The organism is Vibrio sp. R11-SG3-ISO3-SZ (assembly GCF_059834345.1).
This window is the reverse complement of the sequence record NZ_JCBDGX010000052.1, coordinates 1-26915: the sequence shown is the minus strand read 5'-3', so window position 1 is coordinate 26915 and position 26915 is coordinate 1. Positions and strand designations below refer to the sequence as shown.

The 26915-nt window shown below is 51.0% G+C and carries 26 protein-coding genes; 12 read left to right on the top strand and 14 right to left on the bottom strand.

The genetic code is table 11. The annotated features are described in order from the left end of the window. Positions 1-358 precede the first annotated feature (358 nt). The 6 genes from AC6R1O_RS07195 to AC6R1O_RS07170 all read left to right on the top strand — a co-directional run bounded on the left by AC6R1O_RS07195 (position 359) and on the right by AC6R1O_RS07170 (position 7344). Positions 359-877: a tripartite tricarboxylate transporter TctB family protein gene (locus AC6R1O_RS07195; protein ID WP_500629924.1), complete on the top strand. Its 519-nt coding sequence runs from the start codon at positions 359-361 to the stop codon at positions 875-877. Positions 878-893: 16 nt separating this feature from the next. Beyond that, positions 894-2420, top strand: coding sequence for a tripartite tricarboxylate transporter permease (locus AC6R1O_RS07190; RefSeq protein WP_334550474.1), 1527 nt, complete (start codon positions 894-896; stop codon positions 2418-2420). A gap of 180 nt (positions 2421-2600) precedes the next feature. Next, on the top strand, positions 2601-4001 hold the full coding sequence (locus tag AC6R1O_RS07185) for a TolC family protein (protein ID WP_500656756.1): 1401 nt from the start codon (positions 2601-2603) through the stop codon (positions 3999-4001). A gap of 9 nt (positions 4002-4010) precedes the next feature. Next, entirely contained in the window at positions 4011-5015 is a 1005-nt protein-coding gene (locus tag AC6R1O_RS07180; RefSeq protein ID WP_500656755.1) for an HlyD family secretion protein, read from the top strand. After that, positions 5012-6211, top strand: coding sequence for an ABC transporter permease (locus tag AC6R1O_RS07175; RefSeq protein ID WP_500656754.1), 1200 nt, complete (start codon positions 5012-5014; stop codon positions 6209-6211). Before AC6R1O_RS07180 ends, AC6R1O_RS07175 begins: the two co-directional genes overlap by 4 nt. Continuing rightward, positions 6208-7344, top strand: coding sequence for an ABC transporter permease (locus AC6R1O_RS07170; protein ID WP_500656753.1), 1137 nt, complete (start codon positions 6208-6210; stop codon positions 7342-7344). The genes AC6R1O_RS07175 and AC6R1O_RS07170 overlap by 4 nt, the downstream gene beginning before the upstream one ends. Positions 7345-7353: 9 nt before the next feature. Here the strand turns inward: AC6R1O_RS07170 and AC6R1O_RS07165 are convergent, their stop codons facing one another. Next, a complete protein-coding gene (locus tag AC6R1O_RS07165) occupies positions 7354-7791 on the bottom strand; it encodes a DUF3859 domain-containing protein (RefSeq protein ID WP_334550483.1) in 438 nt (145 codons plus the stop codon). After that, positions 7761-8156 (bottom strand): ATP-binding protein, encoded by a 396-nt coding sequence (locus tag AC6R1O_RS07160; RefSeq protein WP_500656752.1) that lies wholly within the window; start codon positions 8154-8156, stop codon positions 7761-7763. The genes AC6R1O_RS07165 and AC6R1O_RS07160 overlap by 31 nt, the downstream gene beginning before the upstream one ends. Positions 8157-8338: 182 nt before the next feature. Here AC6R1O_RS07160 and metA point away from each other — a divergent pair, with 182 nt between their 5' ends. Together metA and pilW are read left to right on the top strand one after the other, a co-directional pair. Next, positions 8339-9280, top strand: coding sequence for a homoserine O-acetyltransferase MetA (gene metA / locus AC6R1O_RS07155; RefSeq protein ID WP_334550485.1), 942 nt, complete (start codon positions 8339-8341; stop codon positions 9278-9280). 194 nt (positions 9281-9474) lie between these two features. Next, positions 9475-10191 carry a type IV pilus biogenesis/stability protein PilW gene (gene pilW, locus AC6R1O_RS07150; protein WP_500656751.1) on the top strand — a complete coding sequence of 239 codons (717 nt, stop codon included), beginning with the start codon at positions 9475-9477 and terminating at the stop codon, positions 10189-10191. A gap of 5 nt (positions 10192-10196) precedes the next feature. On the opposite strand, the gene AC6R1O_RS07145 is transcribed toward pilW, so the two are convergent. From AC6R1O_RS07145 to AC6R1O_RS07135, 3 genes are read right to left on the bottom strand one after another with little or no spacing between them, the layout of a single operon-like run. Then, positions 10197-10343: a hypothetical protein gene (locus AC6R1O_RS07145; protein ID WP_334550487.1), complete on the bottom strand. Its 147-nt coding sequence runs from the start codon at positions 10341-10343 to the stop codon at positions 10197-10199. A 29-nt stretch (positions 10344-10372) separates the two neighbouring features. Beyond that, positions 10373-11488, bottom strand: a complete 1116-nt coding sequence (gene rlmF / locus AC6R1O_RS07140) for a 23S rRNA (adenine(1618)-N(6))-methyltransferase RlmF (RefSeq protein WP_500656750.1) — start codon at positions 11486-11488, stop codon at positions 10373-10375. 51 nt (positions 11489-11539) lie between these two features. Next, positions 11540-12049, bottom strand: coding sequence for a M48 metallopeptidase family protein (locus tag AC6R1O_RS07135; RefSeq protein WP_487903131.1), 510 nt, complete (start codon positions 12047-12049; stop codon positions 11540-11542). Between the two features lie 110 nt (positions 12050-12159). Here AC6R1O_RS07135 and AC6R1O_RS07130 point away from each other — a divergent pair, with 110 nt between their 5' ends. Then, positions 12160-12390, top strand: coding sequence for a glutaredoxin family protein (locus AC6R1O_RS07130; RefSeq protein ID WP_500627129.1), 231 nt, complete (start codon positions 12160-12162; stop codon positions 12388-12390). An 11-nt stretch (positions 12391-12401) separates the two neighbouring features. Here the strand turns inward: AC6R1O_RS07130 and AC6R1O_RS07125 are convergent, their stop codons facing one another. The 4 genes from AC6R1O_RS07125 to AC6R1O_RS07110 all read right to left on the bottom strand — a co-directional run bounded on the left by AC6R1O_RS07125 (position 12402) and on the right by AC6R1O_RS07110 (position 18584). Further along, positions 12402-14810 carry an ATP-binding protein gene (locus AC6R1O_RS07125; RefSeq protein ID WP_500656749.1) on the bottom strand — a complete coding sequence of 803 codons (2409 nt, stop codon included), beginning with the start codon at positions 14808-14810 and terminating at the stop codon, positions 12402-12404. Between the two features lie 90 nt (positions 14811-14900). After that, positions 14901-16118 carry an ABC transporter substrate-binding protein gene (locus tag AC6R1O_RS07120; protein ID WP_500656748.1) on the bottom strand — a complete coding sequence of 406 codons (1218 nt, stop codon included), beginning with the start codon at positions 16116-16118 and terminating at the stop codon, positions 14901-14903. A gap of 79 nt (positions 16119-16197) precedes the next feature. Next, entirely contained in the window at positions 16198-17673 is a 1476-nt protein-coding gene (gene modF, locus AC6R1O_RS07115) for a molybdate ABC transporter ATP-binding protein ModF (protein ID WP_500656747.1), read from the bottom strand. Between the two features lie 41 nt (positions 17674-17714). Then, complete coding sequence (locus AC6R1O_RS07110) at positions 17715-18584, bottom strand: LysR family transcriptional regulator (RefSeq protein WP_500656746.1); 870 nt, start codon at positions 18582-18584, stop codon at positions 17715-17717. 133 nt (positions 18585-18717) lie between these two features. Between AC6R1O_RS07110 and AC6R1O_RS07105 the strand changes: the two genes are divergently transcribed. Together AC6R1O_RS07105 and AC6R1O_RS07100 are read left to right on the top strand one after the other, a co-directional pair. Next, the gene (locus AC6R1O_RS07105; RefSeq protein WP_500656745.1) at positions 18718-19962 is read left to right on the top strand and encodes an MFS transporter; all 1245 of its coding nucleotides are present in this window, start codon (positions 18718-18720) and stop codon (positions 19960-19962) included. Continuing rightward, on the top strand, positions 19959-20519 hold the full coding sequence (locus tag AC6R1O_RS07100; RefSeq protein WP_500638334.1) for a DUF1415 domain-containing protein: 561 nt from the start codon (positions 19959-19961) through the stop codon (positions 20517-20519). The genes AC6R1O_RS07105 and AC6R1O_RS07100 overlap by 4 nt, the downstream gene beginning before the upstream one ends. Before the next feature lie 22 nt (positions 20520-20541). Here AC6R1O_RS07100 and AC6R1O_RS07095 read toward each other — a convergent pair whose 3' ends face one another. Further along, positions 20542-21612, bottom strand: coding sequence for a sensor domain-containing diguanylate cyclase (locus tag AC6R1O_RS07095; protein ID WP_500656744.1), 1071 nt, complete (start codon positions 21610-21612; stop codon positions 20542-20544). Between the two features lie 288 nt (positions 21613-21900). Between AC6R1O_RS07095 and AC6R1O_RS07090 the strand changes: the two genes are divergently transcribed. Next, entirely contained in the window at positions 21901-22476 is a 576-nt protein-coding gene (locus tag AC6R1O_RS07090; RefSeq protein WP_500656743.1) for a nucleoside triphosphate pyrophosphohydrolase family protein, read from the top strand. Between the two features lie 446 nt (positions 22477-22922). Here the strand turns inward: AC6R1O_RS07090 and btuD are convergent, their stop codons facing one another. From btuD to AC6R1O_RS07070, 4 genes are all read right to left on the bottom strand, one after another. Further along, positions 22923-23675, bottom strand: coding sequence for a vitamin B12 ABC transporter ATP-binding protein BtuD (gene btuD, locus AC6R1O_RS07085; RefSeq protein ID WP_500656742.1), 753 nt, complete (start codon positions 23673-23675; stop codon positions 22923-22925). After that, a complete protein-coding gene (btuC, locus tag AC6R1O_RS07080) occupies positions 23662-24657 on the bottom strand; it encodes a vitamin B12 ABC transporter permease BtuC (protein WP_500656741.1) in 996 nt (331 codons plus the stop codon). Before btuC ends, btuD begins: the two co-directional genes overlap by 14 nt. Before the next feature lie 86 nt (positions 24658-24743). After that, the gene (locus AC6R1O_RS07075; RefSeq protein WP_334550507.1) at positions 24744-25772 is read right to left on the bottom strand and encodes a succinylglutamate desuccinylase; all 1029 of its coding nucleotides are present in this window, start codon (positions 25770-25772) and stop codon (positions 24744-24746) included. Between the two features lie 433 nt (positions 25773-26205). After that, on the bottom strand, positions 26206-26915 hold a 710-nt coding region (locus AC6R1O_RS07070; protein ID WP_500656740.1), incomplete at its 5' end, for a histidine phosphatase family protein.

The window sequence follows — 26915 nt, the reverse complement described above, 5'->3', positions numbered from 1 at the left end:
CTACAAAGCGGACAAAGAGTTCTACGCTTTCCTTGAAGACCAAGAGAAACAGATGGGCGATTTGATGCGTGAGCTTGGCTTCCTCAAGTAATACGCCGCCATGTTTGGGTCGGTAGCGGGTCTACCACCCTTGTTTTCGCCGTACTTGAGAACCTTAGACAATCTCCGCTGTTTGTGTTGAACAGTTGGCCTTTCACTCCAAATTCCACTTAGAGAGAAAGGCCATTGTTAGTGAATATGTTGCTCATTAACCCTCTAGTACGGCTTTTTTCTACTTTATCCAACGCACATCGTATCCAGCCTCTACTCAGTATGGCTCGATTGATGCAGCGTTTCGATAACTCAAATGGAGTTGGCTATGTCGGACTTACCAACGAACTCTTTCAACCAAGGCAGCATCTTTAGCAAAGAGAACCTGCTGTGCCGTGATCGTGTTGGTGCGATGATATTTCTGATTGTCTGCCTATGCTACGGCTACCAAACCACCCAGATCCCGATGTTTCCGGGTGATGAATACGAACCTTTTACCGCGCGCACCCTACCCACACTGCTGACGTTTGCCGGTATTGGCTTGGCGCTCTTGCTTCTGGTGATGGGCAAAAAAGACAGCCAAAGTGGCGCTGTACTGGATTTCAACTGGAAGTTACTGATTGGCTTTTTAGTCCTGATGGCGCTTTACGGCGTCGGTCTGACCTACCTTGGCTTTGTCTTGGCGACCGGCTTTTTCTTGCTTGCCGGCTTTTACTTGCTTGGCGAGAGACGCAAAGCGGTCTTGTTTGGCGCGTCATTCCCGTTTGTGATTGCGTTTTATCTTCTTCTTACCCAAGGGCTGGATATCTATCTCGAGCCGGGCGTTATCTTCACTATGTGGTCGTAATCAGTAAGGAAATCCCATGTTAGACGGAATTTTACAAGGTCTTTCGACCGCCGTGATGCCGATGAACCTAATGATGGTCATCGTCGGCTGTTTTGTCGGTACGTTTATCGGCATGCTTCCTGGCCTTGGCCCGATTTCAGCCATCGCCCTCATGATCCCCATCACCTACGGACTCGATCCCTCATCAGGACTGATCCTGATGGCGGGCGTCTACTACGGCGCGGTGTTTGGCGGTTCCACCTCTTCGATTTTGATTAACGCACCAGGCTGCTCATCCACCGTTGTGACGGCGTTTGATGGCTATCCTATGGCACAAAAAGGTCAAGCAGGAAAAGCCCTTGCTCTTGCGGCTTACTCGTCATTTACGGGCGGTACGCTCTCGGCCATCATGCTGTTGGTTGCCGCGCCTGCGCTCGCGAGCGTCTCACTGAGTTTCCAATCCTCCGACTATTTTGCCTTGATGCTGCTTGGCCTCTCCGCTGTTGCGGCGTTTGCTGGCAAAGGGCAAGTGATCAAAGCGTGGATGATGACGGTCCTCGGTTTGATGCTCTCTACCGTCGGAATTGATAAAGGCGTCGGCGTTGAACGCTTCACTTTTGGCCTAACCGACCTGATGGATGGTTTTAGCTTCCTTCTGCTTGCGATGGCCACTTTTGCACTCGGTGAAACCTTGATGGGCATTCTCAAACCGGAGCAAGACACCCGCGACGAAGAGCAGAGTAAGATGAGCGACATCGGCAGCATGAAAGTGACCAAGGAAGAGATCAAAGAAGTGGCGCCAGTCTCGATTCGCTCTTCCATTTTAGGCTTTTTCACCGGTGTATTGCCGGGTGCAGGGGCAACCATTGCCGCGTTTCTTAGCTATGGCATGGAACGAAACTTAGCGCCAAAAGAGAAGCGTGAAGAGTTCGGTAAAGGCAGCATTCGTGGGCTGGTGGCACCGGAGTCGGCCAACAACGCCGCATCAAGTGGTTCGTTTGTGCCGTTGTTAACGCTGGGTATTCCGGGTTCGGGCACCACCGCCATCATGCTCGGTGCGCTGATCGCCTATGGTATTCAGCCGGGGCCACGTTTGTTTGTTGAGCATCCAGATGTGTTTTGGTCGGTGATTATCTCAATGTACTTTGGCAACATCGTGTTAGTGATCTTGAACTTACCGCTGATCCCTTACATTTCACGCCTGTTGGCCGTGCCGCGCACCGTGCTGCTACCGATGATCTTATTCTTCTCGATAACCGGTGTGTATTTGGTGTCGTTTAACACCATGGACGTGTTCATCATGTTACTGATTGCCGTTGGTGCCATCGCATTGCGTTTAGCCAACTTCCCACTCGCGCCGCTGCTGCTTGGCTTTATCCTTGGCGGCCTGATGGAAGAGAATTTACGCCGCGCTTTGATGATCAGCGATGGTGAGCTGAGCTTCCTTTGGGAGCGCCCTATCACCTTCACCTTTACCGTGCTCGCCGCGCTGGTGCTACTCAGCCCACTGCTGGTCAAACTGGTACAAGCGTTGAAAGGCTCGCCAAAACAGATTGAGCAGTAGCCAGTCGAAAGTAGTCATTCGAACGTTGTTTGATCCCGAGGGCGTTATCGCCCTCGTTTTTGTTTTATCTCCTTACGCATCACTCCTTACGCATCAAACCTCATAGATGGATTGCTTGAATAAAAATTAGAGTATAGACTCTAATTTATCACTTTCATTTAAGCGAGAACCGCACACGTCATGCCTATTCGCCCTTTTGCTTTGATGCTCGCCTGTTGCGGCGCAGTGTCTAGCGTGGCGCACGCTGCCCCGATCAGTTTTGAACAAGCGTGGACGCTGCTCCAACAAGAGAACCACTCACTCGCGGCCTCGCGCGCGAATGTTGACCGTTACCAAGCGCTGCACTCTGCGACCGATAGCCTAAATTTGCCGTCTGTCACCCTAGGCGCCAACTACACACGCCTCGATACCGACGTGACCCTATCTGGTGAGCAGCTCTTTGACAGCACAGGGGCAACGATGCCCAACCTTGGCCCCACCTTCGGTGGATTGGTCTCACAGCTCGGCAGCGTGACCTCTACCATCACCGAGCGCGACATATTCTCCTCCTCCATTCGCGCCGTTTGGCCAATCTTTACTGGCGGTCGCATCGATGCCGCGCAAAGCGCCGCGCAAGGGAAAAGCGAACAGGCAAAAAGTGAGCTAGCAATGGAAACCCAAGCGCGCTTTGAAGATCTCAGTAAATACTATTTTTCCGTTTTATTGACACAAGACGTACTGCACACCCGACAACTGGTGGAAGCTGGGTTAACCAAACACAGAGACAACGCACTCAAGCTTGAACAGCAAGGGCAAATCGCCCGCGTCGAACGGCTACAAGCGGAATCCGCCTTGGACAAAGCCGTGATTGAGCGCAAGAAGGCGCAAAAAGATCTCGATATCGCCCAAGCGGCGCTGACGAAAATTCTAAACCAAACCGACGGCGTCGAGCCCTCGGACCACTTGTTTATTAATCCAAGCCTGCCGCCACTGGATCTGTTTATCGACCGCACGTTAGCCACCTACCCAGGCCTCGCTCTACTTGACGCCAAAGAGAAGCAAGCCAACAGCCTGATCAAAGCAGAAAAAGGCCGTTACTACCCAGAAGTGTACCTCTATGGCGACTACAGCTTGTATGAGGATGATTCCCTCGCAAGTCAGCTGAAACCCGAGTGGCTCGTGGGTGTTGGTGTCAATGTGCCTCTGATTGACACCTCCGGCCGCTCAGAGCAGGTCAAAGCGGCGCACAGTGCGGTGTCTCAGGTTAAATATCTCAAAGCGCAGGCAAAACAAGATCTCTCCGTTCTGGTCCAGAAAACCTATCTGGAAGCGCAGCAAGCGCGAGAAGAGGTCCAGGGGCTCGATTCCAGCTTGTCACTGGCGCAGGAGAATCTCAAACTGCGCGAAAAAGCCTTCTCGCAAGGGCTTTCGACGTCAACCGATGTCGTCGATGCCCAGCTCTATGTCGCCAGTGTTGAAACGCAAAAAGCAGCCGCCAGTTTTCAATACCTTGTGTCACTGTCCAAATTGTTGGCTCTGTCGAGTGAAATGGACAGTTTTAAACAGTATCAATATAACGCCATCCCGTTGTCGAATCGTTAAGGATCAAAGATGAACCAAGCCAAACCTTACCTGCTTACCGCAGCTGCAATCGCTCTGACATCTTGGGTCGGCTACAGCGTTTACGACGCCTATCAGCCTCAGCCAGTTCGCTTGCAAGGCCAGATTGAAGTGCAGCAGTACAGTATTTCGTCGAAAGTGCCGGGGCGTATTGATCAAGTGCTGGTGCGCAAAGGTGACAATGTCACTAAAGGGCAGCTCATTTTCACCCTGCACAGCCCCGAAATCGCGGCAAAATTAGAACAAGCTAAGGCCGGAGAAAAAGCCGCCGATGCACTGGCTCAAGAAGCGGAAAAAGGCGCGCGAGCGCAACAAATCCAAGCCGCAAAAGATCAATGGCTCAAAGCGCAAGCCGCCGCCGATCTGATGGAAAAGACCTATCTTCGAGTCAACAACCTATTTAACGATGGCGTGGTGGCAGAGCAAAAACGCGACGAAGCTAAAACCCAATGGGACGCGGCAAAATACACGGAAAGTGCCGCCTACCAAATGTATCAAATGGCGCAAGAAGGCGCGCGTAGCGAGACCAAAGTCGCCGCCGCAGAGAAAGCGCGCATGGCCGCTGGTGCGGTTGCAGAAGTAGAAGCCTACGCGCAAGATACCCAAATTCACAGTTGGTTTGACGGCGAGGTTTCGCAGGTGCTGCTGCAAAGCGGCGAGTTAGCGCCGCAAGGCTTTCCCGTTGTCACTGTGCTTGATACCGAAGATATGTGGGCCGTGTTTAACGTTCGCGAAGATTACCTGCGCTACTTTGGCAAAGGCACACAATTTGACGCTTACGTTCCTGCGTTGGATCAAGAGATAGCCTTCACCGTGAGTCATGTCGCCGTCATGGGCGATTTTGCCACTTGGCGCTCAACCGATGCCAGCCAAGGGTTTGATTTACGCACTTTTGAGGTCGAAGCCAGACCAAGCGAGCCTGTACAAGGCTTGAGGATGGGCATGAGTCTCGCTCTAGAAGTTGCCCCTTCAACTGTCTCGCAAGGCGCGCAATGATGATACGCCAAGCCATAGCGCAGCAGTGGGCGACCATGACGCGTGATCGGTGGCTCCTCGCTAGCTTGACCTGGATTCCCATCGCACTCGCTTGGTGTATCTGGTCGATATTTTCCCAAGGTATCGCGCGCGATCTGCCTATTGGTGTGGTCAATCTAGACAAGAGTGCGCTCTCTTACACACTCGAACGCTACTATGACGCCACCTCAACCATGCAAGTGACGCGTCATTTTCAAAGCCCCAGTGAGGCGAAAGCAGCACTGGTACAGGGGGAGATCTACGCCTACGCAGTGATCCCGAGCCGTTTCGAACAAGACGCGATGAAACAGCTCGCCCCGCAAGTCAGTGTGTTTTACAACAGCCAAGCGATCTTGATTGGCAAACTGATGAACGCCGCGTTTGTCCAAGCACATGGGACATTCAATGCGCAGTTAGCCACATTCGCGGGTCTCACCGATGGCAATACAACCCTACTCTCTGCGATGGGCAACGCCGTGCCCGTATCGACTCAGGTCACCCCGCTGTTCAATAAGAATTCCAACTACGCCCAGTTTTTAGTCAGCGCGATCATCCCTGCGTTGTGGCAAATCGTCATTGTCGTCAGCACGCTGTTAGTGCTGGCCGCCAATCAACGCGATCATGGTCTGGTACGTTGGTTAGCGCCTTCGCCGGGCGTGGCGCTGTGTCGCACTTTACTGCCCTACTTTCCGCTATTTTGGCTGCAAGGCGTGGCGTTTTTGGTCTGGTTTTATTCGGGCTTACAGTGGCCGATGCAAGGCGACCTTTGGGTGTTGTTCGCCGCGCAAGTACCGACCATACTCGCGTGTATGGCCATGGGCAGTGTGTTCTTCTTCTTGACCTTAGATCCCGCGAGAGCGATGAGCTTTGCCGGCGCGTTTACTGCGCCAAGTTTTGCCTTTATGGGTATTACTTTCCCGGTCTCTGACATGTCGCCGCTCGCCCAAGCTTGGCGCTCACTCTTGCCCATCAGTCACTATATTGAAGCGCATGTGAGCCAAGTCAGCTATGGCGCATCGGCGCTCACCACACTGATGCATCTAACGCCACTGCTTGGCTACCTACTGCCAGCGCTGCTGTGTCTTCTTCTCGCTCGCAAGCATCTCAACAGTGCCATCAAGGCTGAAAATGACATAGAAAGGCACTCTAGCCCCTCCCTTAAGGAGCACCAATCATGACGTTTACCGCATTGCTGAAAGCGGAGCTAAAGGCGCTGCTGCATAATCCTGTGGTACTTCTCACGGTGTTTGGTGGCGTCGTGTTTTACTCGTTTCTCTACCCGATGCCCTACTCTTACCAAACCCCACGCGAGCAAATCATCAGCGTGGTGAACTTGGACAAAAGCCAAACCAGCTATCAGCTAGAGCGCATGGTAGATGCGACACCCCAAGTGCACATCTTACGGCGTGACTCAAGCATAGAAGCGGCCAAAGCAGCCTTTTTAAGTGGCGATATTAGCGGCATTTTGGTGATCCCAGAGCATTTCTATAAAGATCTGATGTTAGGTAAAAGCCCGACCTTGGCTTACGCGGGGGATGCCTCGTACTTTTTGGTCTACGGCACCATTGTCGAAGGCTTAGCGCAAGCGGGTGGCACACTAGCGGCGCAAACCACAGTGGCGAAATTGCTCGTTGATGGTGAGCCACTGAGCGCAGCGGCCAATCACTTCGCGCCCACCAAGCTCAACCTCAAACCCACTTTTAACCCGCAAATGGGCTATGTCGATTACGTGGTGCCTGCGGTGTTTGTGCTGATTTTGCAGCAAACGCTGGCGATGGCGGCCGGGTTGATGCAAGGCACACAGAAACATGGTCGTGGCTATTGGTCTAACGTCAGCCCTCTCGCCTTGATGGGGGGGCGAATGGTACTGCTGACGAGTATTTACTTGGTACTAAGCGGTTATTACTTCGGGCCGAGTTTTCGCTTGCACGGCGTCGCGCAGTTAGCAAACCTTGCCGATCTTGTCACTCTATTGCTGCCTTTCTTGTTGGCATCCTGCGCGATAGGCATCTGGCTAGGTACGGTAGTACCAAGACGAGAGTTGGTGACATTAGTGGTACTAATCAGCTCAATGCCGCTGATTTTTAGTGCGGGGTTTATCTGGCCGCTCGAAGCGATTCCCGATGGCATCGTTTGGTTATCGCAGCTTTTTCCTAGTACGCCCGCCATCCAAGCATTCTTGCGTTTAAACCAGATGGGCGGAGAATGGCATCAAGTCGCGGAGCAATACGCACTGCTGTGGGTGCAAGCACTGGGTTGGAGCCTCATGGCTTGGCGCGCATTGCGTCAACATCGCCGCGATAACGTTTGAGCGCCGCGTTTAAAAACCTCGCCGGCGCCAAAATTCATTCTCATCCCGACCATACACATCGAAGGTCTTTTGTGCAATCACGCGTCCGTCCATCTCGATGCTCATGTGCCAACGCCCCAAATTCGACTCCAAACCGCCGTCTGGATGAAGCAGTTGAATCGTATCGCCCAAGTAGAAATCCCAATCGTTGCTGCCTACGTGCAGCTCACCGGTGAAAGGCGCTAGCGTCTGGCCTTTTTTGCCTAAGATACCGGGATGATCGATACAAAACTCAATCAACGCACCTTTGGCTTTTTTGATGTTGACGATAAAGCCAAACTCAACGTCCTCGTCAGCCGGAACCTTAGTGGTAAACGCTTGTATTTTAGGAAGATGTTTTGATTTGGAGTCCCATTGGTCGTAAATACCGTAAGAGGTCATTTCAACAACGGGCGATCGCTTTGCCATGTCTGCCACCGTTTTTTCATTTGTTCGATTGTACTGCGCTCAACGCCGTGGATATTTTGAAATTGCCCAGAGCACTCCATCACCACAAACTCAGCGCCAAATTGCTTGGCGAGGCGGTAGTACGGCGCGATTTCCCAGCGCTGGACAAAAGTATTGGAGACAACCACGTCCTGCTCGTTGGTCAGCGCACGTTTGACCTCAGCTCGGCACCACTCGTGCGCATCGGAAATTTTCGCTTTGTCATAGCGGTAAACGCCATCGTCAGCGATAAAATACATATCCGCTTCAAGGTGCACCGCTGGCAGTGTTTTCGCTAGGGTGCTTTTGCCAGAACCTGGCAGACCACGAATTAAGGTCAATTTCACCGCTCTATTACTCCCTTGCGGCCGATGTCCGCTGATTTACTTGCGGCTGCGCCGACATAGTCTCACCAAGTTCGAGGCGCAGATAGTAAACCAATTTGGCCTAAAAATGCTATCGACATCTCATACCGATTGGGTTAAGTTTAGATGTATAGACGTCCATAACAGAGCTTAGGGAGAAAGCTGTGCCGATTAAGATCCCCGATCAATTGCCTGCCACTGATGTACTGCGTCAGGAAAATATCTTCATCATGAGCGAATCGCGTGCCTCTACGCAGGAGATTCGTCCACTTAAGGTGTTGATCCTCAATCTTATGCCAAAAAAAATTGAGACAGAGACGCAATTTTTACGCCTCTTGTCCAATAGCCCATTGCAGGTCGATATTGAACTGCTGCGCATTGATGATCGCCCGAGTAAAAATACGCCAACCGAGCACCTAGACAACTTTTACCGACAATTTGAGATGATCAAAAAACGCAATTTCGATGGTTTGATCATCACCGGTGCGCCGCTCGGTCTGGTCCAGTTTGAAGACGTGATTTACTGGGACCACCTCAAAACCATCATGAACTGGGCGAAAGAGCACGTCACCTCGACCTTATACGTCTGCTGGGCCGCACAAGCAGGGTTAAAGCTGCTCTACAATCTGCCTAAGCGCACTCGCAAAGAGAAGCTCTCCGGTGTGTATCAACATCAAATTCATCACGAGTTTCACCCCATTCTGCGTGGTTTTGACGACACCTTTTTAGCACCGCATTCTCGCTACGCTGATTTCTCACCGGAGTATCTCGCCGAGCATACGGATCTCGACATCTTGGCCACCTCAGACGTGGCTGGCGTTTACTTGGCGGCCACCAAAGATAAGCGCAATGTGTTTGTGACGGGCCATCCAGAGTATGACTCACACACCCTGCACAATGAGTACATCCGCGATCTGAGTGAGGGAATGGAACCGGCGATTCCGGTCAACTACTACCCCAACAACAATCCCGACAACAAACCGTGCGCAAGTTGGCGCAGCCATGGGCACCTGCTATTTGCCAACTGGTTGAACTACTGCGTCTACCAGCAAACGCCATACGATTTGGATCACTTCAGCGAAGCCAACTTCACCAAAGACGATTAACGCGTCTAGGGCAACACCCTGTCACCGAATACGAGGGCGCAAGCGCGCCCTCGCTCGCATTCTTTTCCGGCCCACACTAAGAAACTGATAAACCCCTCGCAGAGTCTCACTCATCGGCGCAAACACCAGATAGGATCAGGTATAAAAAAACACAAGCTTGTTATCTGTTACTGAACCACAAAAGTTGAACGAATATGCGTACCCTTCTCCTTCCTTTGGTGTTACTTCTCTCTGCCTGTGTCACGGTGGACAATAACCCTGAGCCCGAGCTCAATGCCAACCCACGAGAAAAAGCCGATGCGCGCTTAGCCCTTGGCATGGGTTACTTACAGCAGGGTGATATGGTGAAAGCCCGCGAAAATCTGGAAAAAGCCCTTCAGCACGATAAAAGTTACTACCGAGCACAATTGGCGATGGCGCACTATTTCGAGCAAGTTGGTGAAGAAGCGGACGCTGAAAAACTGTATATAACGGCGCTGAGACAGCACCCGAGAAACGGTAATGTAATGAACAACTACGGCACGTTTTTATGCAAACAAGAGCGCTATCCTCAGGCTGATCAACTGTTTAATCGAGCCATTGAGCAGCCCTACTACTACCTGATTTCCGCCAGCTATGAAAATGCGGCACTCTGTGCATTGAAAGCGGGCAAACCCGAACAAGCCATGGGTTATTTCAAACGCACATTGGATCACGACCCGCGCCGTGTCACCTCGCTGCTGCGCCTGACTAAACTTGAAATAGAGCAAGGTGAATACACATCGGCGCGAATACGCTTGATGAACTTCCACCAGCAGTTTGGCGTGCAACAAGCCTCATTGGCCCTACTGGTCGAGTTGGAAGAGCGCGCCGGTAACAGCGCGTTAGAAGAGAAGTATCGCAAGCAGTTAGAAGCGCTCTCGAACGGATAAACTGATCATTTTCGTTTGTGGATTTTCTTGTATTCTCGATACAAAATCAGCACAAAATAACCCAGTCCCCACAACAGCAGCACCGCGAACAGCGCAAGAAAGCTATCGCAAATCCAACTGGGCTCACAGGGCATATAAATCTCAAACTCCATATGCCCTCCTCATCTATTGGTATCAGTGGTTAACGGGGTTTGGTATCAAACCAAGTGGCGCGCTTGGCTTTATCATGAAACGTCCAAGCCATAAAACGGCTCACTTTCTGCCCTTGGCTCATTTCAACCACGCGTACTTCCAGCGCTCCGGCTTTTTCAAGATTTTTACGCAGCCAACGGACATTCTCTTTCTTTGAAATTAAGGTGGAGAACCACAGGACTTGCGATGCCACATCTCGACTTTCAAACGCCATCTTTTTCACAAACGCGGCTTCACCACCCGGACACCACAGTTCCGCTTTCTGCCCACCAAAATTAAGTATAGGCGAACCTTGCGGCGTTTTGTGTCGCGGCGCATTGGCGGCGGCGACCGCGGCCTTATTGCTGCCTTTTTTCGTCCTATTGCGACTTAAATTAGCCAGTTTTTTCTCGCTGCCTTGCTGCGCCTCTTCAAGGGATTTATGAAACGGCGGATTGCAGGTCGTCAGTGCATAACGCTCGCCTTTGGCGATAATGTGTTTAAACACAAACCGAGAGTCACGCTGCAATCGGCTTTCAATTTTGCCTTTCAACACCGCATTGGCGCTGGCGATCTGATTAGCATTGTCCACCGACACCTCGTCCACATCACTGCCAACGTAGTGCCAGCCATAATCCACCGCGCCAATGATCGGATAGATGCAGTTGGCGCCAACGCCGATGTCTAACGCATGCACACTCGCGTGTTTCGCCTCAGGCACATCCGCCTCAAGCAACTCAGCAAGACGATGGATGTAGTCAGCACGCCCAGGAATAGGCGGGCAGAGATACCCTTTGGGAATATCCCACTCACTGACTTGGTAGTGATGCGCCAACAAGGCTTTATTGAGCAGCTTCACTGCGATAGGGTCAGAAAATGGAATGCTCTTGTCACCGGCTGGGGTGGTAATAACATACGGTTTCAGCGCAGGCAGCGCTTTGACCAACGCGGCAAAATCATAGCGTCCTTGGTGTTTATTGCGAGGATGTAATCCCGGCTTACTTGGCTGCTTGATAAACGTCATCTCACGATTCGAGGGATGCTTTGGCTCAGACTGAGCAGCGCTATTTCGTGTTTTCGGCGCACGTTTGGTCGAAGGGTGCGAATCTTTACGGTGTGTAGCCATGATCTGTAATGCGTAACGTGTAGTGAGTGATCAACAACAAGGCATTTATGCCTAGTTCGTTGGCTCGTCTCGGGTCTCGAGGTAAATCATAAACAATCGAGCGTCGAGTTCCAGTTGATGGTAGTCGGGCTCCATGTGGCAGCACAACGAATAAAAGGCTTTGTTGTGCTCTTTCTCTTTCAAGTGCGCCAGTTCGTGCACCACCAACATGCGCAATAGCGGCTCAGGTGCCTCTCGAAATACGCGAGCGATGCGAATTTCATTCTTTGATTTGATTTTTCCGCCATGCACTTTCGACACATAGGTATGAAGGCCAAGCGCATTGTTGATGATGTGGATTTTATTGTCGTACACCACTTTGCTCAGCGGCGCGGTTTTCTTCATATAGCGGTTTTTCAACGCCATGGTGTAATCGAACAGCGCCTTTTCACTCTTAATGGTGTGATTGTTAGGGTAACGCTGGTGAAACCAGGTCGCCAGTCTGCCGGAATCTACCAGTTGCGCCACTTGATCAACGATATGTGGCGGATAACCTTGCACATACCTTAATGCGGGATTGATACTCATCGCTCTACCGAGTTGACGAAAAGGCGCTAGTCTAGCCTATTCGCCCTTGTCATTCACTGACTTTTCATTACACTCATCGCGATCAACCTCACTGGAGAAACCCCATGAAACGCCTCGTGCTTTACGTCAAAGATAAGTGCCCGCACTGCAAAGATGCTCAACGCTACTTGGAAGAGAAAGGCTACCCATATCGTTTGACCAACGCGAAAATGCAGCGCGGTCGCAAAGAGCTCGACGCCATTGGCGCTCGCTCCTTACCGGTACTGAAAATCGGCGATCGTTACATGATCGGTTGGAATGTGAAAAACTTCGAGCGCATGTACAGCGGAAAATAGTACCGCTGTTTCTACTTGGGCATCACCTGAGCAAGCACTCGATTAAGCTGCTGAGAATTGATCGGTTTCGTGATCACCTCTTGGCAACCGGCGGCCATCATATTTTCTCGCGTCTCTTCAAACGCGTCGGCGGTGCAACCAATCAGCACTGGCGGGGTTTGCAGATTAAGCTGAGTAATAATTTGAGAGGCTTGAATGCCGTCCATTTCTGGCATGTGGTTGTCCATAAAAATCACCTCAAAGTGCTCAGACTTGACTTTTTCTACTGCCTCAACCCCATTGACCGCCACCTCGCATTCAAACCCGAGCTTAGAAAGAAACCGCGACAGCACCAAGGCATTCATGCGCGTGTCTTCGACAATCAAAGCGCGCATTCCGTCACCCAAGTAATCACTGACGACAGCCTCAGTAGACACTGCATCTTGCTGCGCTGCAGCACGTATTATCGGTAAGGTGACAATAAACTCGCTGCCGTGGCCGAGCTCGCTCTCTACTCGTATTTCACCGCCCATTGCACCCACTAGCTCAGAGACAATAGACAAACCAAGCCCAGTACCGCCAAAGCGGCGCGTGGTATCCGACTCGGCCTGACTGAACGGCGCAAAAATCACCCGTTGCTTGTCTTGGCTGATGCCAATACCACTGTCTTTAACGCGGATCTGCATCGTTTCGGATGAGTCAGAGAGTGACAAAGACAAGGCAATACCGCCCTCGGCGGTAAATTTGAGGGCATTGCCGAGCAAGTTTTGCAATATCTGGGTTAATCGGGTCTCGTCTACCCGAATGACTAAATCCGCTGGTAAGGTGCTATCGACACGAAAACTCAGCCCTTTCTCCTCGCATAACGGCTGATAAAGCTGACTGAACTTGGCGACAAAAGGCTCGACCTCTACGTCCGTTGGCACCAATTTCAGCTTACCCGCCTCAATTTTAGAAAAATCGAGGATGTCATTGAGTACCGCCAGCATATGTTGACCGGAGTCGAGTAAGGTCGCCATGTACTCATGCTGCTCGTCAGTAAGGTCTCCTTGTTGCAGCAGCTCACCCACCCCTAAAATCCCGTTCATTGGAGTGCGCAATTCGTGGCTCATCGCGGCAAGGAATTTCGATTTGGCGACGCTGGCCGCGTTGGCTTCCTGCGCTTTTTGCTTGAGTGACTTTTGCAGCTCAACGCGTTCGGTAATGTCACGTTCGACCGCCATAAAGCCCTCAATCTTGTCATCTTTGTCATACAGTGGCGTCAAGGCAAGTTCAATCCAGTACGCCTGCCCCGCTTTGTTGTAATTGACCAACTCGAAAAAGCCCTGCTCTCGGTTATGAATTGCAGTGCGAATCTGGCTGATCACCTCTCGGTCACTAAGCGGCCCTTGCAAGACATCACCGGGTTTCTTACCGATCAACTCTTGCTGCTGATAGCCTGTTAAACGCTCGAAAGCACTGTTGACCCATAACACATTGACATTCAGATCAGTAAATACCACCGCATCACGCATGTACTTCGCTACCCGAGCTAAGCGTGCAGACTCCGCCTCTCTTCTTTTGAGCTCTTCCGATTGGCGCAGTAGCTGCTGCTCCGAGCGATATAACGCTTGAAATGGCGAGACCAGCACCTTACGCCCCAAAAAATAGAGCACAAAGAGCGCCACACCTGTCGCGGTAATCATCCCGGTCAATAGGCTTTGCACAAACTCTCGTTTGACATCCTCAACCAAACTCGGTGAATAACTGTAGAGCAAGGTAAAGGTGGTATCAGGAATCGGGCGCTCGGCGATGGCCCAAGGGAAAGGCGAGGCCATACGCCAATCAAACTGCGCTTGGCGGATGCCAAACCATCGCGCGTCATCATGGCCAAAACCGCTGAAAAACTCCGTGCCCTCTAGAGGCGTGACGTAGGCGGCGATGCCCTCTGAGTAACCGTTGTATTTGACAGGTAGGGTTACGAGCAGAAAATCCGCGTCATGATGAGAAAAAATCGAATAGGAGACCGACTCGAGCAACTGACCACTCGCCACCTCCTGAGCGATAAACGTGCTCACCGCCTGCGGTAACACAATTTCGGAGTAAACTTTATCACCCACAAAGTCATACACGTTGACGAAAGATTGCGAATCGACCGGTTTGAAGCGAGCCAACTTATCCGAGAAGGACGCGGAGTCAGCAACGCCCTCCAACACAGCGCCTAGCAGAATCGGCTGCTCTACGATGTTGGCTAAGCGATCTCGTCTCGATTCTAAATAGGTCTTGAGATAACTATCTAACGTGGAAAATTTGCTTTTTAAACTCTCGTTAATCACCACTTGCGCCGTTTGCTGTGCTTGATGCTGAACAAACAAAAAACTGGTGAGAAAAAAGACACTCGCGCCCAACAAGATAAACAGGGTGAAGAGTTGCATGCCATTTTTTTTGTCAAACTTTAGCATTGAGCGTGCCCTAACCAAACTGGATTCACTATATTGCTCCTCGGGAACTACTTTGATGCATCCCTCGTTGTTATTGTTATTTGTTGCGTGCTACTTAGAGTCGGTCAAACGCAATTTGACGCCATCGTGCTCGTCATACATCGCCATACACAAATCCTGTGCCGATAAGGCTTCATGTGCATCCATATTCTCCCTAGAGATAGGGCTAAACGGGTGTTGGTAGCGTTTGACCAAGCCTTGCACTGGCGTCTCTAGTGACTCTAGGGCGACTTTCAATGCGCGTCGATTGTCGGGCATCTCCTGTTGCCACTCGATGTGGTTTGCTGCAGCAATGAGAACGCGTGTCAGGTCATAACCATGGACAAAACCCGCCGGCGCTTGAATATTGGTTGATGTAAACTGCTCCGGAAACAAGCGGCTTGCACGCTCAAACACCCCTGCTTGGAATGGCGTGAGCGCATTGCTGTAAAAATTAAAACAAGACTGAACAAAGGTCAGTTGCGCTTTTTCTCGCACCTCAAACGGCACATTTTGCGCGAACTGTCCGCCGGTGATCCCCCAGTGACTGTAAACTGGTAGGGAGGCATTAAGCTCGGCCACCGCATCAACAATATTTTTGCCTTCACGAGCGTTACCCACCAAAAGCAAACATTGCGCCTTGTCCTGCTGCGCTTGGCGAACGATGTTTCGCGCGTCTGACGCTTGTATGCCCCAGTCAAACCAAGAAACCTTGACCTCAGCATCCACATCACTGGGCAACGCGCGCATCATCGCTTTGTAGTTTGATTTGCCCCAGCCGGTGTTTTCCAGCACTAGATGGGGCACAGAGCAGCCCTGCTCAAAGGCGACGTTGAGAAGAAATCCGCCCACTTTGGAATCATCCACAGAGAGTCGAAAAATAAAGTTCTGATCGCTTTCGAGCGAACGCGTGATTGGCGTTCCTGCAGCCCAAGGCACTAACGTCAATATGCCTTGCTGGTTAATAAAATCACGGTATTTGATCAACGGCGGAGAGTGCATCCCAGCGACAAACACTAAGGCATTGGCATCGCGCAAAAACTCATCCATATGGCGTTTACTGCGTTTGACGTTGCCTCTGTGATCACGCACAACAAAGAGCACAGGTACGCCGTGGAGTTGGTTATCGACTTCCGCCAGTGCCACTTTCACACCTTGTTCAATCGACTGCGCCGATTCAAGGTGCCCTGTCCTATCCGCATCCAAATAAAGAGTCACGAACTCCGGCTTCGCCGCCCAGGTTACACAACTTAACACCGTGGCCATCATGGCCGCAGAAAACCGCATCATATCGACGCTACTCCCTGAATAATAAGACTATCTTAAGCGTAGATGAGCCGAGCCTGTTTGTCAGGGTGACACACGCCGTTTATGCGCCACTTGATTCACCCATGACAACCCGAGGGACATAACAGCCCATCGACTCGTCAAACTCAAAGCTGAGCTCATTGCGGATCGCCTCCAGCTTGTCGGCCTCATAGTGTGAGACATACAAGAGTTGGCTAAGATTTTCACGCGCGATCATCTCTAAACTGTTTTTCACTAACCGACGCCCTAAGTAGTCAAGTCCTTGATAGGGCTCATCTAAAATCAACAGGGCGGGTTGTTTAACCAACGCGCGAGCGATTAACACCAATCGCTGCTGGCCGTAATCCAGCTCACGGAACGAGCGCTTGGCGCAGTCGGTCATGTGCAGCATGGCGAGCCATTCGTGCGCGGTTTGCAGCTCACGCTTACTCGGCTGCTGATAAAGGCCGATGGAGTCATAAAAGCCCGAGAGAATCACGTCCAGTACGCTGCAACTGACGCGATACTGCAGATGCAATGACGAGGAGACCATGCCGATGTTCTGCTTAATTTGCCAGATGGTTTCACCGCTGCCGCGCTGGTGGCCGAAAATGGTGATATCGTTGGAGTAGCATTGGGGGTGATCGCCAAAAATCAGCCCGAGAAGTGTGCTTTTGCCACAACCGTTCGGACCTTTAATCTGCCAATGTTGACCTTTATCGATTTGCCAATTGAGCTGGGTGAAAATGGTTTTGTCGGTGTACGCGACCTCGCCATCCTTGATGGCAAACACTGGACTGGGCAAATCATTACTGTGCTGATGTTTGCGCACCAACGCCAACATGTGTTCGCTTTGTTGCTCTGATTGCGATTGCAACTGAGCAATCACCGGGTGCGCATGCCAAGCGGCGGAGGCCATCGTGCTCTCCAATTGTCCGTGATGAAACAGCGCGACTTGGTCAATCCAAGGGGGCAAATCCTCTTCACGATTGAAGGTCACGATCATCTGCACCTGTTGCGCCATTTCTGCCAGCGTTGTCGACAGCGACTCACGATGGGCAACATCCAGACCGGAGAACGGATTATCGAGTACCAACAGATCAGGCTTGCTGGCCAGTGCGCGCGCCAACATCACGCGGCGGGTTTCTCCCGTCGACAACTGACGAAAACCACTGTTGGCCAAATGGCACAAATCGAGCTGACTCATCAATTGATTGGCATACTCAAGATCATCACACTGCTGTTTAACCAAGATTTCAACGCTCGTCCCACTATCGATTCTGTCGAGAAAATCGGTGTCATCATTAGCAATTTCTTCTTCGAGTAATTGCTGCTGGCTCGCTAGCGAGACTTGTGCAACGCGGCCTTCACCCCTGTCAACCGCATCCTGAACGCCTTCAAAGGGGGCATCGCCGCAAAGCAGTGCGCCCAGTTGCGATCCGATATCGCCTTCAGAGCTGAATACGCCCCATGAGTGGCCGTCTTCAATCTCCCATCGTTCAATCTTTAGCGGTGTTAAGTGTTCTGTTGTGTTGAGCTGATGAATGGCAATACGCATACACGTCCTTTGTTGAGTGTGTTGTTATCCTTATTCGCCCATCATACATAACGCTTTACGAAGTCGATAAAGGTTCGATCCGCAATTGAGAGGTAGCCATCCTTGCGCCAGGCGAGCGCCAAACTGACAGTAACCGGTTGTGTAAACGGCACACCTACGACCGCTTTTTCATGCTCAGGCACCAACTCCAGTAAAGCGGTAATGGCAAATTCCTGTTTGACGATACTAAGAATCATCGGCAACAAGTTGGTCTCAAACGAGAATTTGAGCGGCTTTTGACACGCCTTGGCTTTTTGCTCCAGATACCCACGGTGAAAATAGCCGGGCTTAAACAGCACCAGTTCGTGCTCAAAAAACTCATCAAAATCGATCGCTTGGCGCTGGGCAAACGGGTGCGTTGGGCTGACCACCGCCACCATTTCCGAATCCAGCAAATGATCGGTGGCTAAGTCCTCGGGCACATTTTCACTGTCAATCACACCAATATCCAGCTCCCCATCGAGCAACATTTGCCGCACCGAGCGCGCCCCCGCATCCACCAGCGTCAATTTAAGATTGGGATAGTGGCTTTTGAACGCCATCATAATGCGCGGAAAAAAATAGGACCCCATCATACTAGGAGCGCCAAGCCTGACTTCGCCTTTTTCCAGCCCCTTCATCTCATCAATAGCCAATTTGGCGTCATCTAGTTGCTGGATGATGCGTTTGGCATGCTCGTAGAGCACCTCTCCCTCTGGCGTTAAGGAGATGCGACGGTCTTCGCGGCGAAACAACTCGACACCCAGCGTCTGCTCAAATTTTCGAATCGAAATACTCAGGGCAGGCTGCGCAATGTGCAAGGCTTTGGCGGCTTGAGTAAAGTGGCCATGCTCAGCCACCGCGACAAAATAACGCAAAGGTTTACTCTCCAAAATGGCACTCCTCTGGCCGCCTTAATGAGATCAAAAACATATGACAACGATATTTTTAATATATTTTATAAATCAAAATGAGACTGATAATGTGATCACACTCTCCTGACTGATCACACCCATACGAGTAACCATGATTGAACTGTCTAGCCCTGCGTACAAACGAGTGACTTTCAGCCTAGCGCTGGGCTCCTTTCTGGTGTTTTGTAATCTCTACCTATTTCAGCCCATGCTGCCTTTTATGGCCGGTCATTTCAGCGCGTCAGAAACCCAAGTTAACTGGATTTTTGCCGCCAGCACCCTAGCGCTGTCCTTTTTCCTTGTGCCTTGGGCGGTCGCCTCCGAGTCCACCGGCAGACGCAGCGTTATGTTGCTTGGCCTGTTTGCGATGCCCGTGATTGGTCTCGCCATGTTCTATACTGAGTCTCTGCTGGGCTTGGTTTTACTGCGCGCGATGATGGGTATCGCCTTGGCGGCCTTTGCCTCTGTCGCCGTCGCTTATATGGTTGAAGAGCTGAGCAGCGCGGCGTTTGGTCAAGCGATTGGGGGCTACATTGCCGCGAACTCACTCGGCGGCATCACAGGGCGTATTTTTGGCGGTACCCTCACCGACCAACTGGGCTGGGAGTACGCGGTCCTGGTGATGGCGCTGTTTACCCTAGTTGGCGCTATCGCGGTCACGTTACTGCTCCCCAAGCAGCAACATTTCCAGCCCGCCAAAGGGATGCTCCGCTACCACAATCGCGCACTGGTCGAGCACCTCAAAAACCGCACTATTTGGCTCGCAATGTTGATTGGAGGTGTCAACTTTGCGCTGTTTGTGAATCTCTATTCGGTGATGGGGTTTCGTCTCGTGGCCGAACCGCATTCTCTTCCAGTTGGGTTGGCGGCGCTGATCTTCCTGTGCTATCTGCCGGGCACATTGAGCTCCAAGCTCACCTCGGTTTGGAATAAGCGTTACCCGCCGCTACTTGGCATCAAAGTGGGCGCGCTAATCAGTATGCTTGGAATGTGGAGTGCCTACGTCGATACCCTACCTTTCATGCTTCTGGGGTTGATGCTGATTAGCTTCGGCGCCTTTTTCACCCACACACTGGCCTACGCGTGGGTGAGCCAAAAAGCGACGCAAGCCAAGGCGACGGCAACTGCACTCTATCTCGTGCACTATTACGTCGGGGGCAGTATCGGGGGCTTTTTCTTGATTTACTGTTGGCAACACGGTGGTTGGGCAACCGTCATCGCTGGTGGCATGCTGCTCTATGTGATGATTTTCTTTCTTTGTGCGGCGCTGTCGCGGCAGACTACCCACACAAGAGTGCCGCCTGTGAAGGCAAATTCTGATATGCTTGGCTCAAATCAGAATTTGGAAGTAAAATGACTCTCTCAGCCAACCCTTCTCCTATCATCAGCGCCGTTGAGCAATGGCTTAATCAGGTCGTGATCGGTCTTAACCTTTGTCCGTTTGCCGCAAAACCGCAGCGCAATGGACAAATTCATATCGTGACCAGTGACGCCACCGACGAAGCGTCTCTTCTTGAAGACCTATTGAGTGAGCTTATCGCTCTAGAGGCACTTTCAGCCGAGGAGCGGGAAACCACCTTAGTGGTGGTGCCAGAGATGTTGCAATCGTTTGATGATTACAATCTGTTTATTGATTGGGTGGAAGCCTTGATTAAACAGCAAGGCTATGAGGGCATTTTCCAACTGGCCACATTCCACCCCGACTACTGCTTTGGCGGCACTGAGCCAGACGATGATGAGAACTTAACCAATCGCTCACCCTACCCCGTGTTTCATCTCATTCGTGAAGAGAGCATGGAGAAAGTCTTGCGTCACTACCCCAACCCAGAAGCCATTCCTGACACCAATATCGACCGAGTCGAATCACTGACTGATCAAGAAAAGCGTCAGTTATTCCCTTATCTGTTCTCCTAAAGCTCTTTAACGCAGTCGCCGATCACGCCGCGGCGTGGTCGGTATGGTACTCGCGCCACTCGATGCGGTTGCGACCACTGGCTTTGGCGCTGTAGAGCCCATCATCGGCAATAGCGAGAATCTCATCAAGCGTGGATTTCTGGCAGTCTGTCACCCGAGCATTCGCAAAATCGAAGTGAGTCGCGCCAACGGAAACCGTAATGGGTTTACCGTCGAGCAGCGTATTGTTGACCGCACGGTGCATCGCCTCAATCACGGTTTTACGTGCGGTCGGATCTCGATCGGGTAGCCAGACGACAAACTCCTCCCCGCCAAAACGGGCGATAAAATCACTATCGGTTAACTGCGCTTTTAGCGCGTCGGCGGTTTTACGTATCACGTCATCACCAATTTGATGACCAAAGGTGTCATTCACCTTTTTGAAGTGATCAATATCGATGATCGCCAAGCTGCCCTGACCGCCCGCCAGTTTCATACGTTCCAAATCCACATGAATGGTTTTAAACATCGCGCGGCGATTGGCTAATTTAGTTAAAGGATCGTGGAATGCTTGAAACTCGAGAGAGGCATTGAGCTCTTGCAGGCGCGTCTCCTGCTTACGACGAATCAACTCGACCTCAATCCATGACGCCATCAACTTAAGCGCGTCGATATCAATATCTTTAAATTTACGTGGGTAAGGAATCGGTGAAGAAAAGTTCAAGGTGCCAAAGATTTCATCATCGACAAAAATAGGCACACCGATGTAGGACTCCAAACCAAATGCGTTGTAGGCAGGGTGAATCGCGTGGGCATCATCTTCCCCCATGTGCTCAATCGCCACAGGACCAAACGATGAGCAGGTGATTTCACAATAGGTGCAATCGTATTCAAAGGTGTCACCCGCTTTAAGATCCGCGCCTTCAGGAACGACGCAGTGCAACACCGTGTATGTGCCGCCATCGATGCGTGACAAAATGCCGATATCTAAATTAAAGCGCTCTAACCCCATCATGATGAGCTGACTCACCTGAATATCAAAGCCTTTACTGTAATCATTGGTGATTTGATACAGACGTCTGATCACTTTTTCACTTTCGCTTTCTATTACCATGATGTTGCCCTATCAGCGTGAAGTCTTTAATAGAATTATAAGCATCAACTCCCATATAGAAAGAGGGGTTCTCGTGCTTTTCATTCAAAATGGAAGCGTGGTAGCCATTTTATCAGCGGTCAATGGACGAGCTCGAACGTATCATAGGGTACGAATATCAAATGAGTCGTACGATTACAGAGTTACTCTGGCGGGACATAGGGCGGTTTGTTACTATTGCCGCACGTCTTAACCTTTGCTTACTCTCTTCACGTTTGGCAATACTTCGTAACCCTAGGCTTAGCTAATATGCAATTGACCCAACTCACCACTGAACTTTTCAATCACCTGTACCAAGACATCACTGAATTTCGCAGCACTTTCGATTTACCTGTCGCCTCACCTGAAAGCTTAGACGACAAAGCGGATACTCTCCATACGTCTTTGATCATTGAAGAAATGACCGAACTGGCTGAAGCGGATTGCAAAACCGAACAAGCCGATGCGATTGTCGATAGCGTCTATGTTTTGATGGGTCGATTGGTGCATCTAGGCCAGCAACGTATTGAAGATAATCTTGCGATTAACTATTTGATTGATGTGTTGCTTAATGTGGCCGTTAACCGTGGTATCGACTTTCTGCCGTGTTGGGATGAAGTACACTCGAGCAACATGAGTAAAGTGTGTCGTAATGAGCAAGAATTCGCTGACACCGAGGCGCACTACGCCAAGCAAGGTATCGAGCTGACCGCAGTGAAAAAAGGCGATTACCTGATCGCGAAATGTGCCAAAGATTTTGTGTCAGAAGCAAAAACCATCCGCCAAGGAAAGGTGTTGAAATCGGTCTATTACCGTCCTGCGGATTTAGCGCCGCTGACTCAATAACCCGCTTTATTACGCTCGTTTTTCCTGAACAAAAAGCTTCCTCTACAATAAGCGCTCATTAAGAAAAGCTTACGCTAGAAAAAAAGCCGCCACCTACGGACGGGAATCCTTAGGTGGCGGAAGCTGCCATAGTCATAATTTGACGACGTTCAATTTTTCTGGGGTACTGAAAAATTGAATCAGCCTAACAAGAACGAGAATGTATCCCTTTCACTAATGCCAACAGCGTGCCAACTTTTTAAAAATAGTTAAGTTATTGTTTTTAAAAAAATTTGCGTGAGAAGCAATAATTTACCGACGCTACTGCTTTGGCACGCGAACCGATTCAGTGCAACGCTGCACTAGTTCAGTTCGACTATTTGCTCTAAAGGCAAGTTCGTGAGGGATAGTGTGGATGATAATGAAATAGATAATGAGCGCTAAAGCACAGCGAAGTGCGATAAGCGTTAGAACAGCAGAACCCGCTTGCCGCGAATCGATTCGCACCGGACCTCAGTATTAAACACGCGCGACAGCTGCGCCTCATTCAATACCTCTTCAGGCAGACCAAATTGTTGCAACACGCCGCGATCGAGCAGCGCCACCTTGTGCGCATGAGTCAAGGTTCGGTTCAGGTCGTGGTTGGACATCACCACTGTAATGCCTAATTGGGCGATTTTATCGATCAAACGGTAAAGAAGCGTTTCTTGACCGATATCGAGCGGCGCCGCCGGTTCATCAAGAATCAATACCCTCGCCAACGGATTCAGTGTTGGCCAGACTTGCAGACAGATCCCACATAAGCGCACTCGCTGCCACTCCCCACCAGACAACTGATGAATCGAACGATGCAGCTTATCCTCTAACTGTAACCACTTAGCGAGGGTTTGAACCGCCACATTTACCTCATCAAGTACGCTTTTCGCTTGGCTTGGCAGCGACAACGCCAAGTACTGCACCACTTCAATGTTAAACGCTGGGCGATCGCTTTGGCTTAAAAAAGCCCGGCAGCAGGCTAAAGAAGGCATCGACGCCTTGGCCACATCAAGCTCACCAATCCTCACCTCCCCTTTCGCCGTTAATAGCCCTGCGATAGCGGTCAACAAAGTACTTTTGCCACTGCCATTTGGGCCAATGACATGGACGATTTCTCCCTGATTGACCTCAAAAGAGAGTGGAAGCAAACGCGAGCCAACAGAGAGATTATTAATGTGAATCATGATTTTTCAGCAACATCCAAATGAACACCGGTGCGCCTATTGAGGTGGTCACAACGCCAAGCGGCAGTTCCGCCGAATGCAGCGCGGTTCGCGCAATAAGATCCGCCACCAGCACTAATAGTGCCCCGCAAAGCGCAGAGAGTGGTAACAAAAAGCGGTTTTCGCTGCCCAGCGATAAACGCAGCAAATGCGGGACAACCAGGCCGACAAAGCCAATCACTCCACCGAGTGCGACCGCGCCCCCGACCAAAATCGATACCGCCAAAATGAGTTTCCAGCGTACGGCGTCAGTATCGATACCCAACTGCTTAGCATAAACGTCACCAAGCATCAGTCGATCCAGCAGCGCTCCCTTGCTACATAGCCAAACCACAACCGGGATAAGCGCTAACGTCAGCCAGTGATGAGACCAACTTGCGCCGCCAATGCTGCCCATCAGCCAATACATCAACTGCCTGAGGCTTAAATCATCACTGAAATAGAAAGCCCAAGTGACCACTGCCCCCGACAAAATGCCCAGCGCGACCCCCACCAAGAGAAGACGTGTTGTCGTCAGCTTCATCATTTTGGCAATCGAGACCAACAGTAAGGTAAAGCAGAGCGCACCGACGATCGCTGCTAGCATATAACCTAACGGCGTCGCAAACGCAGGGAAACAAAACAGCACCAGCACCATCATAATGCTCGCGCCACCGGAAATGCCGAGCACACCGGGCTCTGCGAGCACATTACCAAGCAAGACTTGCAGCACTGCCCCCGACAACGCCAACGCCGCGCCGATCGCCACGGCAGAGATCAATCTAGGCAGACGCAGATGAACAAGCAGCTGGGTTTGAATGTGGCTGAGCTCGCCAAGCGGATTAATGAACACTTCCCCGACCATGACGTAAAACAGACTCACTAGAAGAAACAATCCGGCACCTAACCATGCGGCGCGTGTCCAACGGTGCTGTTTACGATGTAAAAGTTGGCTAAATTCCATGCAAGGTAGGTCAATTCGGCGGGCTAGAAAGAACAGTGGCCTAACGATAACGCTAAGCCACTAAAATGAAAAGTGTTAGAAGACGATTAATCGTAAACGACCTGATCCTCTTCGTAGCGGACTTTTACCGGGCAGACCATCAGTGCCGCGCGCTGTCCAACCGGGACATGACGATTTGGAAAGACGACCGCTTCTCCTTCGTTTTTCGCCAGCAGCGGTTTGTCTCCATCATGGCCAAACACTTCGCCATGTTTGAACGCGGTAAAGTTTTCGACATCATCGGCAAACAAAAAGTCGAAATCGTCATGCAGGCGAACGATAGTACGACTGACGCGATACATAGTCGGCTTACGCGGTAAGTGCTCGGCTTTACTGCGCGAAATCAGATCGCGCATCGCCAAATCAAACGCAACCAGCTTGCCCAGTTCGTTCTCACCGATTTTGGCCACTTGACCTAATTCGACCGTCAGAGCTTGCGCCGCAAAATTCTCTGCACTGAACCAACTAAAGGTGCTTGAGGGCGCGTTTGAAAACATCACTGCTTCTAAGTGGCCACTGGCGACAAAATCCATGAGGGCTTTACTGCGCACCGGATGTCGCACTTTCGGGCTGACGGCAAAGGTATAGTGCTTCGATAAACGAATCGCACAATGCAGATCTAAGTGCCAACGAGCGGCAGGGTCAGTGCCGTGGTAAAAGCGCCCGACGACGTCTTTCAATTCATTAGCAATCGATAGCTCAATGCTCGGTTCGTAGTCTTTATCGTCAAACAGACGATTCAGATTCACGTCAATAAATCGAGTATGAGCATTGGTGGCTTGCGGATGGGCAACGATCAGCAGCAAACGCTCCCTGACCGGCTGGAAACCTGTTTGAATGTCATCGACAATCTTGTCAATGAGCTCCATCGGTGCAGTCTCATCACCATGAATGCCGGTAGACAAAATAATATGCTTGGTGGTCTCATCAAAGTCGGCAGGAATCACTTCCAAAACGCCACGTTGATGAAGCCGGAAAACGACGCCATTGGCGACCGTCATTTCACCCACAGGCATCTCTTGATCGACATTGAGGCTGTCAAAAAGAAAAGATTGGCGAAAGAGGGATTTCGTCATGCGCTACTCCTTTATTGCACAGCGGTGTATGTTAATGAATTGAACCGACAATTTATGTAGAAGCGATCAAACTTATCGACACCAATTGTGTGCTTCATCGAAAATTATCCATCAACTGGGCATCACCCTACCCACAAGACTCACTGTGCAGGCAACCGAACGGCGCCCCGTTCAGCTACGTAAAAACTTCAATCATTTAAAGAGGTTGTTCATGACGCGCCGTCGTCCCATTCTGACAACGCGCCAAGCTTTAGGCAGTGTAATCGAATCACAATAAAACGCATCCTCTTTTGCGTCTTTCGATGCGCTTTTGTGTGCTTAAATGCAGCCCATTGCGTATCGATTGATGTGACTTGATACCTGCTCGCCATTTTTAAGTCGCTATCGGTTACAAGACAGCCTTAAGCGATTAGGAGATAACCTTAAACAGTGCTTATCCAGTCCCTAGCGGCGCGCCAATCATTCGGACCCGTGCGTGCTGAGCTTGTACCTGACCGCTCTCATCAGTGTAAAACTCAAGCTGCGTGATCGATTGGTTCTCAATATGTAAGGTTGAAAACAGCGCCGGATTTTGCCAATCGAGCCCCAACACATAAGCCAAAATCATCCGAATCGTGCCGCCATGCATCACCACCAAGGTATCGTGTGAAAGCTCAGCAACAAGCGCTTGCCAAGCGTTGACGACGCGATGATAAAAACGCTCTAACGTTTCTGCGCCGGGTAACGGGTGCTGAGCCGGATGCTGCCAAAACGCCTCCAGCGCAGACCACTGCTCGCCCACCTCATCAAAAGGAATACCATCGAGTTGACCAAACGAAATCTCGCGCCATTGAGGCTCTATCGTCACAGGGACCGTAAATGGGGTTGAGACCGAATGGGTGAATGGACTGACGCCGCTTGGTTGCTCTTCACCCAACGCCTGCAGGGCTTTAGCAAGATCTGCGCAGCGACGCAGCGGTGAGGTGACGATCGGCAGCGTGGCATATCCATTTTCCGCCAACGCACGCGCGAACGCCTGTTGGCGCTCCGCCGCCACCGCCACATCCGTATGACCATACAAAGCAGGCTTGCCATCCACTTTGGCGTGACGAACAAGCGAGACTCGGATAGAAGACATCCGCACTCCTACGATTTCAATGAAAC

What these genes read in the sequence shown, in the direction of transcription:
- AC6R1O_RS07075 (WP_334550507.1), bottom strand. Translation starts at nt 25,772, where the DNA reads ATGACGAAATCCCTCTTTCGCCAATCTTTTCTTTTTGACAGCCTCAAT.
- AC6R1O_RS07185 (WP_500656756.1), top strand. Translation starts at nt 2,601, where the DNA reads ATGCCTATTCGCCCTTTTGCTTTGATGCTCGCCTGTTGCGGCGCAGTG.
- btuC (WP_500656741.1), bottom strand. Translation starts at nt 24,657, where the DNA reads ATGGAATTTAGCCAACTTTTACATCGTAAACAGCACCGTTGGACACGC.
- btuD (WP_500656742.1), bottom strand. Translation starts at nt 23,675, where the DNA reads ATGATTCACATTAATAATCTCTCTGTTGGCTCGCGTTTGCTTCCACTC.
- AC6R1O_RS07175 (WP_500656754.1), top strand. Translation starts at nt 5,012, where the DNA reads ATGATGATACGCCAAGCCATAGCGCAGCAGTGGGCGACCATGACGCGT.
- AC6R1O_RS07170 (WP_500656753.1), top strand. Translation starts at nt 6,208, where the DNA reads ATGACGTTTACCGCATTGCTGAAAGCGGAGCTAAAGGCGCTGCTGCAT.
- AC6R1O_RS07145 (WP_334550487.1), bottom strand. Translation starts at nt 10,343, where the DNA reads ATGGAGTTTGAGATTTATATGCCCTGTGAGCCCAGTTGGATTTGCGAT.
- AC6R1O_RS07165 (WP_334550483.1), bottom strand. Translation starts at nt 7,791, where the DNA reads ATGGCAAAGCGATCGCCCGTTGTTGAAATGACCTCTTACGGTATTTAC.
- modF (WP_500656747.1), bottom strand. Translation starts at nt 17,673, where the DNA reads ATGCGTATTGCCATTCATCAGCTCAACACAACAGAACACTTAACACCG.
- rlmF (WP_500656750.1), bottom strand. Translation starts at nt 11,488, where the DNA reads ATGGCTACACACCGTAAAGATTCGCACCCTTCGACCAAACGTGCGCCG.
- pilW (WP_500656751.1), top strand. Translation starts at nt 9,475, where the DNA reads ATGCGTACCCTTCTCCTTCCTTTGGTGTTACTTCTCTCTGCCTGTGTC.
- AC6R1O_RS07120 (WP_500656748.1), bottom strand. Translation starts at nt 16,118, where the DNA reads ATGATGCGGTTTTCTGCGGCCATGATGGCCACGGTGTTAAGTTGTGTA.
- AC6R1O_RS07105 (WP_500656745.1), top strand. Translation starts at nt 18,718, where the DNA reads ATGATTGAACTGTCTAGCCCTGCGTACAAACGAGTGACTTTCAGCCTA.
- AC6R1O_RS07180 (WP_500656755.1), top strand. Translation starts at nt 4,011, where the DNA reads ATGAACCAAGCCAAACCTTACCTGCTTACCGCAGCTGCAATCGCTCTG.
- AC6R1O_RS07090 (WP_500656743.1), top strand. Translation starts at nt 21,901, where the DNA reads ATGCAATTGACCCAACTCACCACTGAACTTTTCAATCACCTGTACCAA.
- AC6R1O_RS07125 (WP_500656749.1), bottom strand. Translation starts at nt 14,810, where the DNA reads ATGCTAAAGTTTGACAAAAAAAATGGCATGCAACTCTTCACCCTGTTT.
- AC6R1O_RS07130 (WP_500627129.1), top strand. Translation starts at nt 12,160, where the DNA reads ATGAAACGCCTCGTGCTTTACGTCAAAGATAAGTGCCCGCACTGCAAA.
- AC6R1O_RS07100 (WP_500638334.1), top strand. Translation starts at nt 19,959, where the DNA reads ATGACTCTCTCAGCCAACCCTTCTCCTATCATCAGCGCCGTTGAGCAA.
- AC6R1O_RS07190 (WP_334550474.1), top strand. Translation starts at nt 894, where the DNA reads ATGTTAGACGGAATTTTACAAGGTCTTTCGACCGCCGTGATGCCGATG.
- AC6R1O_RS07195 (WP_500629924.1), top strand. Translation starts at nt 359, where the DNA reads ATGTCGGACTTACCAACGAACTCTTTCAACCAAGGCAGCATCTTTAGC.
- AC6R1O_RS07095 (WP_500656744.1), bottom strand. Translation starts at nt 21,612, where the DNA reads ATGGTAATAGAAAGCGAAAGTGAAAAAGTGATCAGACGTCTGTATCAA.